The following is a 14655-nucleotide window of genomic DNA, read 5'->3' as shown; positions in this document are numbered from 1 at the left end:
CTATGACGATTTCAGACATACTGATGGTGATTGCAGTGATCTGTATCTGGTCTCTGCTGCTGGTAAATGTGACCCTCATTATCGCAGGCTATTTATATTACATTAAATCTGAAAATGAGGAAATACCAGAGATAGCGGGCGAATATCCTTTGGTTTCAATTATGGTTCCTGCTCACAATGAGGGGGTAGTAATCTGTAAGACAGTGGAGTCTCTGCTAGCGCTTGATTATCCGGAAGATCGATATGAGATTATTGTGATTAATGATAATTCTTCTGATAACAGTGCTGAACTACTGGCGGGTATCCAAAATCGAAATCCGGGTCGCCAGCTGATCGTTATTAATACAGATTCGATTACGGGTGGCAAAGGCAAATCGAATGCGCTGAATATAGGCTTCACTCATTGCAAAGGGCAGTTAATTGCGATTTATGATGCAGACAACACTCCGGAAAAAACGGCTCTACGTTATCTGGTTGCTGAGATCATGAATGATTCTAGCCTCGGAGCGGTAATTGGTAAATTTAGAACCCGTAACCGTAATGCGAGCCTACTTACCCGGTTTATTAATATTGAGACGTTATCTTTTCAATGGATGGCGCAAGCAGGACGCTGGAAGTTGTTCAAGCTATGCACCATCCCCGGCACTAATTTTATTATGCGCAGGTCTATTGTAGAAAGTATCGGCGGCTGGGATGTTAAAGCAATAGCCGAGGATACAGAAATCAGCTTCAGAATTTATATGATGGGTTATCGGATCAAGTTCCAGCCGAAATCCGTCACCTGGGAGCAGGAGCCTCAGACCTTAAAAGTCTGGTTCAAGCAGCGAACGCGCTGGGCCAAGGGCAATATCTATGTCATTGTCAAAAATATCCCCCTGCTTTTCGATAAATCCGCTGCTAAAGTCCGATTCGATATTCTTTACTTTCTAGCCATTTACTTCTTATTGCTGCTGTCGTTAATCACCTCCGATGTGCTGCTCATCCTGCATGCTTTGGGCTATGTACATACTACTATTGCTGGGCTTAGTAACTTTCTATGGTTGCTCGCCATTATTCTGTTCGTTGTAGGTACTTTTATAACGTTGACGACAGAGAAGGGCGAGATGAGCTTGTCCAATTTATGGATCGTAATGTTGATGTACATCTCCTATTGTCAGCTGTGGATGGTTGTCGCTGCTTACGGATTATATCTTTATGCCAAAGACCTCATCTTCAAAAGAGAAGCAAAGTGGTATAAGACTGAGCGCTATTAATAACGAACAAAGAAGTAATATGAGAAATATGTGATCACAGGAGAAACAGAACATGATGATGAAAAAACAAATGGTTATACTGTTGACCTGCCTCTCTCTTTTTCTAATTCAAATGAATATTGCAGCCGCCGAGGCCCCGCCTAAGGATACAAGATTAACATACACAACCTCTTTCACGGGGACGGATACTGCGCTAAAGGGTTCGAGTACTAAGCAGCAATATTTTGAGGTTATGGATTATTGGAATGTGGATGAGATCAGAATTAACCTGCACTTTCAAATTTCGCAAATTACCAAGGAGCAGATTTCTAGCGTTACCTTAACGCTAAATGGCAGCCCATTCTATACATTTAGACCCTCTCTAAAGAACAACGGTGAACAACAGCTGGTCCTTCAAGCCCCCAAAGAGCTTCTGAAAAAGGGGACCAATACGCTTGGTATTCAGGGCTATTTACAGTCGAGCAATACAGATGAGTTATCTTGTACTGTCGATTATGATTATGATAATTGGCTTCGTCTGTTTAATACATCCAGTATTAACGTATTGTATACGCCAAAGCCTTTGACTGGTGGGATCAGTGACTTTAGCGATCGTTTCTCTGGAATAGATACCTTAACGAAGAATCAGAGTATTCTGACCGTACCGGATAAAAGCACAGGGGCAGAATTGGAGTCGGCTACTTATGCGCTCTCCGGGCTTGTGAAGGGGAATACATTGGACAATAGAACGATTCCAATGCTTCCCTACCGGTCAGATGCTGTGAAGAATAAAGCTGCGGTTGTGCTGGTAGCTATGTATGACCGAGTACCAAATGCGCTAAAGGCTCAGCTAAGCACCTCTGAAGATTTAAGTACACATGCATTACTGCAGTTAGTGAATAAGGATACTCAGCCCCTACTTGTCGTAACCTCGAAGGATGAGAACTTACTGATTAAAGCAGGCCGTTTTGTTGCGAATCAAGAGTTATTGGGTCAAATCAGCAGTGATTTAAAGGTGGTCGATGATGCTACAGAAGTATCTGCACCACCCCTTTCGATTAGCTCCAATATTACGTTTACAGAAACGGGTGATAAACTCACTGGGGCACGTCATCAGGAGCAGACCTACTTTGTTTCACTGCCCTCTAACCGCTCGATTGCAGATTCAGGCAGAATCAGATTCGATTTCCGTTATGCACAGAATTTAGATTTCGACCGTTCATTAATGACGGTCAGCATCAACAACACACCCATTGGCAGCAAGAAGCTGACCAAAGAGCTGGCGAATGGCGATAAGCTGGAGCTTCCAGTTCCTCAAAACTTGAATATTTCCGGTAATTTTACGGTGACAGTAGCTTTTGATTTGGAGCTGAAGGGTGCCGGGTGTACCCTGGATAAGGATCAAACGCCGTGGGCTTATATCAGTAAGGATTCTGTAATGCGTCTTAATACTAAAGATCGGACGGAGCTCTTGTTTAATAACTATCCGTATCCTTTCATACGTGACGGCATTTACAATCAAGTGGCAGTTGTTCTGCCACAAGAAATGGATGATTATGCATATCTGAGTTTATCTAATGTGTTTAATCTGCTTGGAAAATACGCAAGCGGTAATACAGGGAACATTCAGTTCTACACGGATAGCGTTAGCGCAGATCATTTGAAGAATAATAATATCATCGCGATAGGCGCGTACAAGAATAATAAGATTATCCGTGATCATAATGATAAGCTCTATTTTCAATATAACGGGAGCGGATCAGCGATCCGTTCCAACGAGAAGATGAGTATTGAAGAGCAATATGGAGCGCAAATCGGAACATTGCAGTTGATTGAATCACCATTTGAGGCTGGACGAGGGTTGCTTGCTGTTACGGCAGTTGACTCTGAAGAGTACTACTTGGCGACGAAGCTGATCGCAACAGAGCGGGACAAATGGAAGGTGTTTGGCGATGGGGTTATCGTGGATAAAGACGGTAATGTCAACGCGCACCGTTTCAAGATCATTACTGGAGCAGCAGAGGATTCCGTGGTTAAGAAAATAGCGGAACGGACAGACGTACTGAGCTTCATTATCGTAATTGTACTAGTGCTGACGCTGGTGATTCTATCGCTGATCCTGCTGCTTCGTAAACATATGAAGAAACGTGGTGATAAGCGTGAGACGTAATCGCAGCGGTTTAATTTCAGATATTGCGCTCTTATCGTTCCTGGTGCTTCTATATATTTGTATTGTCTTTATTTCAGGGGCACCCGATGATTATATCCAGAATATTATCATTTTAAATGTAGCTTTTATTCTGGCGATCGTTACGTACTTTACTACGGTGACCGCAGGGTTAGTCTTGAATCTAGTGTTTATATTTGCTTACGGATTCTACACCATGTATCAGACGATATCTCTGGGTGAAACCATTGGAATGAACACGTACTTCTGGCTAATTATGACCCCATTGTTAACGGTGGTGCTATGGATATTTACATTAAGCAACCGAGAGCTACAGGCTGAGAATCAACGTTTGGAGAAAAAGACTGCCAATATGGCTATCATCGACGAGAACACAGATCTGCGAAACAGCATTTCTTTTCAGAAGGATGCCACCTTATTTACAGGCATTTCGACTCGATATCAGATTCCACTCACACTGCTTGTAGTGAAAGTGAAATACTGGAATGAGATTAGACGTATCATTCCCGAAGATAAGCTGGCTGAGGCTATTCACGACGTGTCTCAGCTCAGTCAGGCGAGCATTCGTACCAATGATGCACTGTATTTACTAGACAAAGATGACGCAACATGGGGCCTGCTGCTGTTCACTGATAGCGATGGAGCAAAGATTGTGATTGATCGGATTAAATTGAAGCTTCAAGAGCTTAATGACACTGAATTTGTCAAAAAGTATAAAGTCAGCCTCGGTCTTAAAATCGGTGCCGTAGAGTATCAATCGGGCACTATTGAGAATCCGCTGGATTTCATTGTTCAGGCTAAAAAACAGCTGGAGTATGATGTATAAGCTGCTTGACTTCGAGGGAATATAAGGAATATGGGATATTAGTTGACTTTATATGTCGATTTCACGTATGATGGAGTGGTGGTCTAAATCGTAAGATTTACGAATTTTCCTACGTTTATTAGGTTATGCTTATATATAAACCTACAGATCATTTGGTTAATTTACCATAAAGGCTCCACTAATTTGTTCAGAAGGAGGACGATCAGAATGAGAGAAGGCATACATCCTAAGTACAACAAGGTTATTTTCATGGATGCAAGCGTAGGCTTCAAATTCCTGAGTGCATCTACAAAATCATCCAATGAAACAATGGAATGGGAAGATGGTAACACTTATCCTGTTATCCGCGTGGACGCAAGTTCCGCATCCCACCCGTTTTACACTGGTAAACAAAGAGATACAGAACAAGGCGGCCGTGTTGACAAGTTCAAACAACGTCTTGCACAAAAGAAATAAGAATCCTTACGGACAGCAAATTCTTATATTCTTAAAAAGGGACAACCCATTTAGAAGCGATCGCTTCAGGGATGTCCCTTTTTTGTGTTCAGACATGTTAAAATGAATGGAATTGATAAATTTCGATAGTGGCAGGGGAGCGATCGGTAATGGAAAATGAAATAAAAGTAGATACAGTTCTTAAGAGTGAGGACGTTCAGGAGTTTAACCTATGGTTTAGCTTGAATAGTCGAATTATACTTAACTCTTTCAGTGTGGTTGCTTATTTTGTGATTTTACTGTTAATTACTAAGAATTACAGTACTACGAATATTTCAGTCCTTGCTGGGACTGCGGTGATTCTTGCTGCTGTTTTATGGTATATGACCAAATCAAGTTTAGTCAAAAAATCTAAAAAAGCTTTCGCTACAGACAGCTTAGCCCAGCAGCCTCAGAGCTATTCCATATCAGACGAAGGTATAAAGTACGTATCCGAGGCGGGCTCCGGGCAAGTGAAATGGGAGGAGATACATAAAATAGGCGAAACGATGAGCTTGTTCGTGTTTTTTGTGTCTTCTAATAGAGCGCTGATTATCCCTAAGCGATATTTTCAGTCAGAACAAGATAAAACAACATTTAAGGATTTGGCCAGAAAGTATATGTTCTCTCATCGAGTGAAGTTCAAATCGTAGAATTACTGTTTTTTGTCGATTCAATTGTAGGTTCGATTAGGATATAATGATAGAAGCGACTTGAAAAATAGGGGAAATATGGCATGCCGTGGATTCAAGCATATCCGTATTACTTATTAATGGGCAGTGTTCTAAGCTTTTACATGGCTATAAGCTCCTATCGACATCGGAAGTCGGCAGGAAGACGCTATCTGTGGATCTTAATGCTGCTGGTTAGCCTCATGTTTATTGCGACGGCGGGGGAGATTATGTCATCCTCTTTTCAGGCTAAGCTGTGGTGGAAGAATATGCAGCAGGCTCCGCTTTTTTTAAGTGCGCTATTTACTTATGCTGTAGTCAAAGAATATTTGTCCCCATCCACGGAACGCCTACCTATTAAGCTTGCTATTTTTTCGATTCCTATTGCTTTGGATATACTGCTTATTTTTACGGATACCTATCATCATCTAATGCGTAGTGAAGTGGGCATTGCCACTGTTGCGGGTGTTAGTGGAATTACTGTAAAGCCTACGCTCCTTAGCATGGCTTTTATTGCTTATGATCAGCTTTTTGGTCTATATGCGGTCTGCTTGCTGGCTCTTTCCTTGATCAATAGACCGAGAGCCTTTTTGCGGCGTTCTTTCCTGCTGCTGGCTGGGCTGCTTGTTCCGGTTGTTTCCGTTTTTTTTACTTCCTCTTTTGAAGATCACGCTTACAGGCTTTACAGCCTTCACTTATTTACCCGCAATTATAGCGGCTTATTTGTGTCTGTTCATTGACCCCAAATCTACGGTCTACCCTTTAACTAAAATTAAAATCTTAGAGCATATGAAAGACGGCGTAGTTCTAACAGATCAGAAGGATAGAATCATTGGTATAAATGAGGCTGCGACCTCCATATTATTGGAGATTACCGGGATATTGCATGAGACCTGGATGGGGAAGGATATTGATCTTTTTATGAGGGATCACGAGGACATCAGCGCTCATTATAGCCAAAGAACCGAAGGGCAGTTTGAGATTGAATGTACTGGAATGAGAGAGATTTGTTATGGCGTTTCTTTGATTGCGACGGAGCATCGGGCAACAGAGAACAAGGGGATGCTGATCGTTTTTAGTGACCATAGTGAAAAGAAGCGGTATGAACGTGAACTGCTCTATCAAGCTACAGTAGATGATTTGACTGGACTTTATAATCGCAGGCATTTTATGCAAATGGTGCAAAATCAAACGATTCCAGACGGATTAGGACTGGCACTGTTGTTATTCGACATCGATGATTTTAAATTAATTAATGATACTTATGGTCATCTGGCGGGAGATCAAGCTTTGGTTGACTTTTCGAATAAAATACTTCTGGTATACCAAGATAAAGGCATTGCCGGAAGGGTCGGCGGCGAGGAATTTGCCGTATGTTTTTTTGCTGAGGATAAACGCGCAGCACTGAAGGAAGCCGAAGATTTTCGTACGACGATGAGTGGTTACACCATAATTTTGAACGAATATGATAGTGTTCACCTTACCGCAAGTATTGGCATTTCTTTTACAGAGCGTAGAGAAGTGACCTTTGAAGATTTATATCGAGAAGCAGATGAAGCGTTATATCGTTCTAAGAATACGGGCAAGAATAGAGTGACGCTGGGTCGTGAACCTGTCTTAAGAGAAGCGGTGAAGGGCTAGGGAACATCGAGAAGCCAGATCTGCGTGCTGAGCAACGAAGAAGAAGGGGTGTCCTAATGAATCTGACAATTAATGAAGTGATGAGTAAGCTTGAGGAAATGGGTACAGAGCAGACAAAGCGTACCTTTATACGACATGGTGCTAAGGAGCCTTTATTCGGAGTAAGAATTGGGGACATGAAGAAGCTGGTGAAGGATATCAAGAAAGACCAAAGTCTGGCTCGCGCATTGTATCAGACGGGTAATTATGATGCGATGTATTTAGCAGGACTTACAATTGACCCCAAGACGCTTACGAAGGAAGAGCTTCAAAGCTGGGTAGAGGCAGCTTACTGCTCTGCTTTAGCGGAATATACGGTAGCCTCTGTCGCCGCAGAGAGTCCATTCGCATTGGAGCTCGCCAGAGAGTGGATTCGTTCCTCGGATGAAATGGTGGCTACTTGCGGCTGGAGTACTTATGGAAATTACATTTCAGTTACGCCGGATGATCTGCTGGACATCGCTGAGATCAGAGAGCTATTACAGCAAATACAAACAACCATTCATCAGGAACGGAATCGAGTTCGTTACACGATGAATATGTTTGTAATTATTGCTGGCAGCAGCGTAACCGAACTGTATGATGAGGCCACGCAGATTGCTGCAAGCATTGGAAAGGTCCAAGTGCATATGGGACCAACCGCATGTAAAGTACCACTCGCTGTAGACTATATTGCTAAGGTTGAACAGGCTGGAAAGCTTGGTGTGAAGAAGAAGACTTGTATTTGTTAATAGAGATTGCAATATTCCCTTCAAGTAGACACTCCATTTCTGACTCGTTTCCATTGAGGAGTGTGTAAGCTTGGAGGTTTTTTATGGCCCAATAGACAAGTGTTTCAATCGTATCAAAAAGTGTTTAATTTAGAAGCAGTAAAAATCCATATAGAAGACTTAGCGGAGTACTAGTGAAAGAGTAAAGAGCCTTAAATAAAGGGGATTAGGTAAGGGGCTATGGTTAGAAGACAGGATGGAGGCACTTTGTGAAAAAGCATCGATTTACTTTGCAGTATAAAATTCTATCCATTACAGTCTTTATCGTAATCTGCCTGCTAGGGTTCGTGATAGTCATGCATGATAGAATCAATGCGCTGCAGCGGGAAACCAGCTTTATTTCCCATCAGGACCGAAAGATAACTAGTTTGGCTAATCAGATCGAGAAGAACATTCTAGATATGGAAACGGGACAACGAGGATATATTATCACCGGTGATGATAAATACTTGGAGCCCTACAATTTGGGGAAAGCGCAATGGAAGGCGAATTATGATGAGCTCTCCATGCTGACTGCTAATGATTCCTTGCAGCATCAGCGTCTGATAGGCATCGAAAATAGTATCCAGCAGTGGATCAAGCAGTCCGGGGATTATATAATCGAATTGAAAAAAGAGGGACAGCAAGCTGGAATCTTACGATATTTCAATTCGGATGATGGTAAGGAGCAAATGGACCAGATTCGTAATCAGATCAATACTTACCGCGAGACGATGAATCAGAACACTAATGATTTGATAGCTGGACAGGCCGATCGGAACAAATTGCTGCTGGAGCTTCTCTATATTGCTTGGGCGGTTATTGCTATTGCTTCTTTGGTCGCCTCGTGGATGATTTCACATGCCATCGTTAGTACGATTCGTAAGGTTACCCGTACGATTGCTGGCTTAGATTCGACGGATGACATGAAGACAAGGGTCGAGATTACCACGAATGATGAAATCAGGGATCTTAGCGTCGCTACCAATCATCTGATAGACTCGCAGCAAGAAAGAATATGGATGCAGGATCATGCTAATGATTTACTATCAAGGTATCAGGGCATCACACGCGTCTCACAACTAGGAGATATCTTCTTAGGTAAAACTGCCGAAGTTATTGGTTATCCATATGGTGCCTTATACATACGAACGCAAGATCATGATCGAGACTTGCTAAATAGAACTTCTACGTATGCTGGAAACAGCGGTATTACAGATCATCGGCCATTCCTTCTCGGAGAAGGCTTAGTTGGTCAATGTGCTAAAGAAGCGCGCTTAATGCATCTTCAGGATCTACCGGAAAATTATATTAGCATTCAATCCGGGTTGGGCCTTTCTGCTCCCAAATCCCTTTTATTACTTCCTGTTTCTTTTTCGGGTGAGGTCGTTGCTGTGGTAGAAATCGCCACCTTTTCTCCACTTACGGAGCCGCAGATCGACTTCCTGGAGTCTATTTCTAATGCATTTGGTGCTGCGATTAACAGTACGATCAGCAGCATGAGAATTGATCAGCTTCTGGAACAATCCCAGCGCTTAAACGAAGAACTTCAGGTGTATACCGAAGAACTACAAACTCAGTCTGAGGAGCTACAAATCCAGACAGAGTCATTGCATGCAACGAATAGAAAGCTGGAAGATAAGAATTTCTTAGCTGAACAAAAGACATTAGAGGCCGAAAAAGCTCAAGCGGAACTAGCTCGATCAGCGGAGTTATTGCGGCAAAGCTCCCAATATAAATCGGAGTTTTTGGCTAATATGTCTCATGAACTCCGAACCCCGCTTAATGGCATACTGTTGCTTTCTGAATTTCTCATGGAGAATCAGTCGGGAGCCTTAAGCGGGGAGGATATTGAATTCTCACAAGCGATTCATTCTTCGGGACAAGATCTGCTAACGCTGATTAACGATATTTTGGATTTATCCAAGGTTGAGGCAGGGAAGCTGAATATTGAAATTGAAGCGATAAATCTAACGGAGATCCCGGAGGCAATGATTCAAAGCTTCAGCCAGCTGTCTCGCAAAAAAGAGATTCCTTTTCATATACAACTCGGGGAGGATTTACCTCCGCTATTTTATTCGGATGCGCAAAGGGTACGGCAAATTATTATAAATCTGCTGTCCAATGCATTTAAGTTTACAGATAAAGGTTCAGTAACTCTTGAAATACGCTTAGCGACTAAAGACGAATTACTGAGTTTGGGGAATTTGGAAACTGGGTTATTTATTGCTTTCGCTATCAAAGATACTGGAATTGGAATTCCTCATGAGAAGCAGTCCATTATTTTCGAGGCTTTTCAACAGGCCAATGGAAATACAGAGCGTCAATATGGTGGAACTGGGCTTGGGTTATCCATATCCAGAGAACTGGCAACACTGCTCGGCGGTGGGATTACAGTGGAGAGTCAAGAAGGAAAGGGTAGTGTCTTTACGGTGTATTTACCATTGGAGCTTCAGGACCCTAGCCTTGAAGAAACTGCTGAGAAAGTAGAACTTAATCAGGAGGAAGAAAGCTCGGTTGCTCTTGCCGCTGCAACTAGTGAGAATACAGGTAGTGACTTCACCTCGTTAAATCATAAGCATGTTCTAATTGTGGATGATGATGAGCGAAATCTGTTCGCGTTATCTAACACGTTAAGGAAGCGTGGACTGCAGGTAACAACAGCTACTGATGGAGAGAAAGGCATATATGCGCTGGAGCAATCTGCATCCATAGATATTGTTCTTATGGATATCATGATGCCGGTAATGAACGGATATGAGGCTATCACTCGAATCAGACAAATGCCGACAAGGAAAAGAATTCCAATCATAGCACTGACTGCGAAGGCGATGAAGGAAGATAAGGCTAAAATCTTACAAGCGGGTGCAACAGATTATCTCAGCAAGCCCATTAACTTAGATCGTTTATTAGCATTGATGCAATTAATCCTAACGAGTGATGCATAAGGTGATAGATTCTAGAAAATCAAACAAGCGCGCGCCAATGGAGTATTGGCGCGCGCTTGTTTAGTTTGTGCGAGCTGTCCAGTGGACAGCTTTAGGATGGTTGATAACGTTATTCTTCTTATTGTTGAGCGGAATCTACTACGACTTTAACAGCAGTGCCAATCGGTGGCAGGCTCTTAGTCAGCATAGGGCTGTAGAATCCTATAACTTTTGCACCTTTTACAAGCTCACTGCTGTTTACAGCTTTGCCATCAGGGTTCATTAGCACAGTATCTTTACTAATGCGAAGGACTACTTCTTTTTGTGATTTGTCGCTAAGACCATTGCCTTTAACGGTGATGCTGATGTTTCCTTCATCGTCTTTTTGAACTTCTTCAATGGCACCAGCAGTGCCCAGAAGATCATTTTGTTTCTGCTCATCTAGAACAGTGATTTTGTAAGTTGGAGTTTGCGGCGGCAAGCTCATGGTCATGATCATGGAATGCTCAGCTTTTACGGTCATACCGATCTGAAGATCTTTCAGTGCAAGCTTAGTACCGTCTGCCATTTCGATAGTCGTATCTTCACCTACATTCAGTACGATGCCATCTGTGCCAACACCTTGAATCTGAACGGATTGGAATTTACCCTCATTATTGACAGCTGTAATCACGCCAGTCTTGGTCATGTGCTCTTGCTGATTAGCATCAGTGATCACGATGGAATCTCCCTTCACTGTCATGTTGTGATGGATAATTTCACTTACAAAGGAAGCTGGAACATACAAAATGGAGTTAACCAATTGTGGTGCAGTTCCAAGCGTAGTGTTCATTTTATTGATGCTATAGCGATCTTCTCCGGCTTTTACTGTAGTGAATACAGCACCATTGATAAGATCAACGGATTTAGTTTGTCCATTCCAAGTTAATTCGAAGCCGAGTGCTTCACTAACCGAACGAAGTGGCACCATAGGCTCTTTTCCATTTGTAGTCTGGAAGCCAGTTTCCTTCAGAGTGGAACCGTTGATTTCAATTGCAAACGTCTTTTGATTAGCGTTAACAGAGGTTTGAGTAGCATCATTTTTTGCAGAAGTTGTGGTTGGTGCGGCATAAGCTGCTCCTGTTGAAAGTGCTAGGGACAAAGTTAAGAGAACCATACTTGTTTTTAAGGTGTTGTTCATAGTTGTGAGCTCCTTTTTAAGTTGATTTGTTAGTGTTGTTATTATCTAGACGGGGCATCTCTCCAATATGTTGCAGTTTTTTTGTATAAAAAGAGCAAGAGACCGTTCCGTTTGTAGTAAAATGGAAATATTAACAATAGCTCACATTAGGAGGCGCTATGGAGTCATTCAAAGATCGACTTAGATTTATGAAGGTCCAGCAGGACGGGCTTATTAAAGAATATGAAGCTCTGATTGCGGAATATGAAAGTCACGATCTGGTCAATGAGAATGAACACTTGAAGAAGCAACATGAGAAACATAAGCTTGCTTTAGTTGAGTTAAAGACTCAGGTAGGGAAGCTTCAAGAAGAGAATACCGAGCTAAAAATTACACTAACGGAACAAATCTTAAATGAGAAGCTTGGCATTCTTAGCTTGTCGAGACAGAAGCTGCAGACTTATTTTGCCTCTAAAAGCCTTGCCCATACAGACCGGCTGACGGCTTTTGAAATGGAGACGAAGCGTCGCATTCAGCAGCTGTACCAAACAGCTTCGAGGCAGCTCGGGGAGGATAAAGTAGAGTTATCCAGCCGGATTGGAGCGTTGTCGGCGGAGTTGAATGAGCGTGTACTAGCGCAGCGACAAAAGCTGAGGGAATCCGAAATTCATCAGAACGCTAGCATGGATAACGGATTACATGATTTTGCCTCAGAAGAGATCAGTGAAGAAGTATTGGAGCGTCGAAGAAAACAAAATCAGATCGAAATGAAGATCGGACTTGGTTGGATTAACAAACTTGGGATCCTGCTGCTGATTTTGGCCGTGGGAGCGGCATTCAGATATTCCTATTCCAACTGGTTCACAGGTTATATGAAGGGGAGCGCCTTTTTTCTATTAGGATTACTGATGTTAGGGGGCGGGGAGTGGCTGTATCGCAAAGGTAAAGGGACGTTCGCTTTAGGGCTACTTGGCGGCGGAATTTCAGTGCTGTACGGCTCTGTGTTCTATAGCTATTTTTTACTGGATATTATCAGTATTTATGTAGGGCTATCCTTATCCGTACTCATCACTTTAACTGCTGTACTTCTGTCTCTAAGGTATGAATCACGAAGTATTTGTGCTTTGGGCTTAATCGGAGGGTATTTGCCACTATACTCTTATTTGGGGGCATTCGGTCTTTCGGGCAATGCGGTTTACGTGGCGATGGGTTACTTGTTTCTATTAAACTTGTTCATTCTATTGATCTCCTTCCGCAAACGTTGGAACGTTGTCAATTATATCAGTTACTTATTTAATACACCTTCCATGCTGATATTAATAGCGTTATCAGATAGCAACGCAGTGAATATGATTTATGCGGTGCTGACTTTTGCCATGTATTTGGGCATTACGTTATGGTACCCGTTCAAGTATCGCTCCAAGCTGTCTTGGTGGGATTTCTCTCTATTAGGATGCAATACGTTTATTAGCTGTCTCATCTTGTATCTTCTATTCCTGGATGCAGGGCTGAAGGATTACAACGGTGCGCTGGCGCTGGTCTTCTGTCTGCTGTATCTAGGGCTTGGACGAGGAATCCAGAAGCTAATGCCACAGGAAAAAGAAAGTATGTTGCTGTTCTACGCTACTTCGTTGACCTTCGGCATTCTAATGATTCCTTTCCAATTCGGAGCGGCTTGGTGGTCCATTGGCTGGTTGATTGAAGGCGTCGTGCTTACCTTGTTTGGTAATCTGAATCGGTTTAAGGGGATGGAAAAGGCATGCTGGGGTATTTTGACGCTGTGCCTTGTGGTGTTCTTCGGACTAAATGTACCGATGCAGTTAGATATAGCCAATGAATGGATGAATTCTGCAGACGCTTATTTTCCGCTAAAATATTTCTTCATTACTGCAGGCATGCTGATTATCGCCGTATGGTATGCCGTTCAACATAACCGCAAGGATGCTCTGCAGCGCAGTGAGCCTTACGAAATCACCTTAGCCCTATGGTTTAAATACGCAGCGTTATTGAATTTCTGGATCTATGGATTGTATGAATCGAGAAGACTGTATCGTCTGGCTGTACCGGAGGATTTCTCACATAGAACCTTCTATAATTTGCTGCTGTCTGCTCTGTTAACTATTGTTCTAGCCTATGTATTGCCGAAGGTGAAGGTGTTGTATGACACCATCGTTAAATATTTTGTGAGACTTCTCTTTGGGATAGGTTATGCTATTTGCTTGGTGATTACAGTGGGCCTGCCAAGTCTGCAGAATGATATTGCACGTAATACTGGGGCTGATTATATCGCGCTGAGTGTACTTATCATCTTTAATATCTTCGTATGGTTTAGCGGACGTGATCTGCTGATCACCGTACTTAAACGTGAGTATAAAAGTATGGAGATCTATCCTGTCTTCATGGGAGTGTATCTACTCGGAATCATCACCGCTTTTCTAGGGGTACAGCTGCAATTGAGTGATGCGGGATTAATATTTAGTCTCGTTTATCTATTAATAGCAGTTCTGTTCATCATGTACGGCTTCCGCAAAAGATATGTGTACATCCGACGCTTCGGTCTTGGATTAACATTAATGGCAACAGGTAAGCTGCTGCTATACGATCTGGGACTACTAAATACCGGAAGTAAAATCATCGCTTATGCCAGCTTTGGAATTTGCCTGCTTGGCATCTCCTATCTTTATCAAAAGGTATCGAACAAAATGGAGGAGGGGCAGGCAGCAACGGAGAATGTGACTAAGGGGTAGAC

At 42.6% G+C, this 14655-nt stretch carries 11 protein-coding genes; 10 read left to right on the top strand and 1 reads right to left on the bottom strand.

Annotation, left to right across the window (positions count from 1 at the left end; all coding sequences use genetic code 11):
• Positions 1-2: 2 nt before the first annotated feature.
• The 9 genes from ACDZ28_RS06915 to ACDZ28_RS06875 all read left to right on the top strand — a co-directional run bounded on the left by ACDZ28_RS06915 (position 3) and on the right by ACDZ28_RS06875 (position 10768).
• Positions 3-1253, top strand: coding sequence for a glycosyltransferase (locus ACDZ28_RS06915; protein WP_042131533.1), 1251 nt, complete (start codon positions 3-5; stop codon positions 1251-1253).
• Between the two features lie 52 nt (positions 1254-1305).
• On the top strand, positions 1306-3402 hold the full coding sequence (locus ACDZ28_RS06910) for a cellulose biosynthesis cyclic di-GMP-binding regulatory protein BcsB (RefSeq protein ID WP_076120178.1): 2097 nt from the start codon (positions 1306-1308) through the stop codon (positions 3400-3402).
• Positions 3392-4246, top strand: a complete 855-nt coding sequence (locus tag ACDZ28_RS06905; protein WP_042131531.1) for a diguanylate cyclase domain-containing protein — start codon at positions 3392-3394, stop codon at positions 4244-4246. Before ACDZ28_RS06910 ends, ACDZ28_RS06905 begins: the two co-directional genes overlap by 11 nt.
• A gap of 207 nt (positions 4247-4453) precedes the next feature.
• Positions 4454-4702, top strand: coding sequence for a type B 50S ribosomal protein L31 (locus tag ACDZ28_RS06900; protein ID WP_042131530.1), 249 nt, complete (start codon positions 4454-4456; stop codon positions 4700-4702).
• A gap of 149 nt (positions 4703-4851) precedes the next feature.
• Positions 4852-5373 (top strand): YcxB family protein, encoded by a 522-nt coding sequence (locus ACDZ28_RS06895; protein WP_042131529.1) that lies wholly within the window; start codon positions 4852-4854, stop codon positions 5371-5373.
• Between the two features lie 83 nt (positions 5374-5456).
• Complete coding sequence (locus ACDZ28_RS06890; RefSeq protein WP_375104295.1) at positions 5457-6131, top strand: histidine kinase N-terminal 7TM domain-containing protein; 675 nt, start codon at positions 5457-5459, stop codon at positions 6129-6131.
• 49 nt (positions 6132-6180) lie between these two features.
• Positions 6181-7032: a diguanylate cyclase gene (locus ACDZ28_RS06885; RefSeq protein ID WP_375104294.1), complete on the top strand. Its 852-nt coding sequence runs from the start codon at positions 6181-6183 to the stop codon at positions 7030-7032.
• 62 nt (positions 7033-7094) lie between these two features.
• The gene (locus tag ACDZ28_RS06880) at positions 7095-7802 is read left to right on the top strand and encodes a DNA alkylation repair protein (RefSeq protein ID WP_081954288.1); all 708 of its coding nucleotides are present in this window, start codon (positions 7095-7097) and stop codon (positions 7800-7802) included.
• A 248-nt stretch (positions 7803-8050) separates the two neighbouring features.
• A complete protein-coding gene (locus ACDZ28_RS06875; RefSeq protein WP_375104293.1) occupies positions 8051-10768 on the top strand; it encodes a CHASE3 domain-containing protein in 2718 nt (905 codons plus the stop codon).
• A 118-nt stretch (positions 10769-10886) separates the two neighbouring features.
• On the opposite strand, the gene ACDZ28_RS06870 is transcribed toward ACDZ28_RS06875, so the two are convergent.
• Positions 10887-11927: a stalk domain-containing protein gene (locus ACDZ28_RS06870; RefSeq protein ID WP_375104292.1), complete on the bottom strand. Its 1041-nt coding sequence runs from the start codon at positions 11925-11927 to the stop codon at positions 10887-10889.
• A 158-nt stretch (positions 11928-12085) separates the two neighbouring features.
• On the opposite strand from ACDZ28_RS06870, the gene ACDZ28_RS06865 reads away from it, so the two are divergent.
• A complete protein-coding gene (locus ACDZ28_RS06865; RefSeq protein ID WP_375104291.1) occupies positions 12086-14653 on the top strand; it encodes a DUF2339 domain-containing protein in 2568 nt (855 codons plus the stop codon).
• Positions 14654-14655: the final 2 nt, after the last annotated feature.

Origin of the sequence: Paenibacillus sp. RS8, assembly GCF_041956825.1 — a bacterium.
Taxonomy (GTDB): Bacteria; Bacillota; Bacilli; order Paenibacillales; family Paenibacillaceae; genus Paenibacillus_AQ.
The sequence above is the reverse complement of the archived record's forward strand: the minus strand, read 5'-3'. Positions and strand labels throughout refer to the sequence as shown.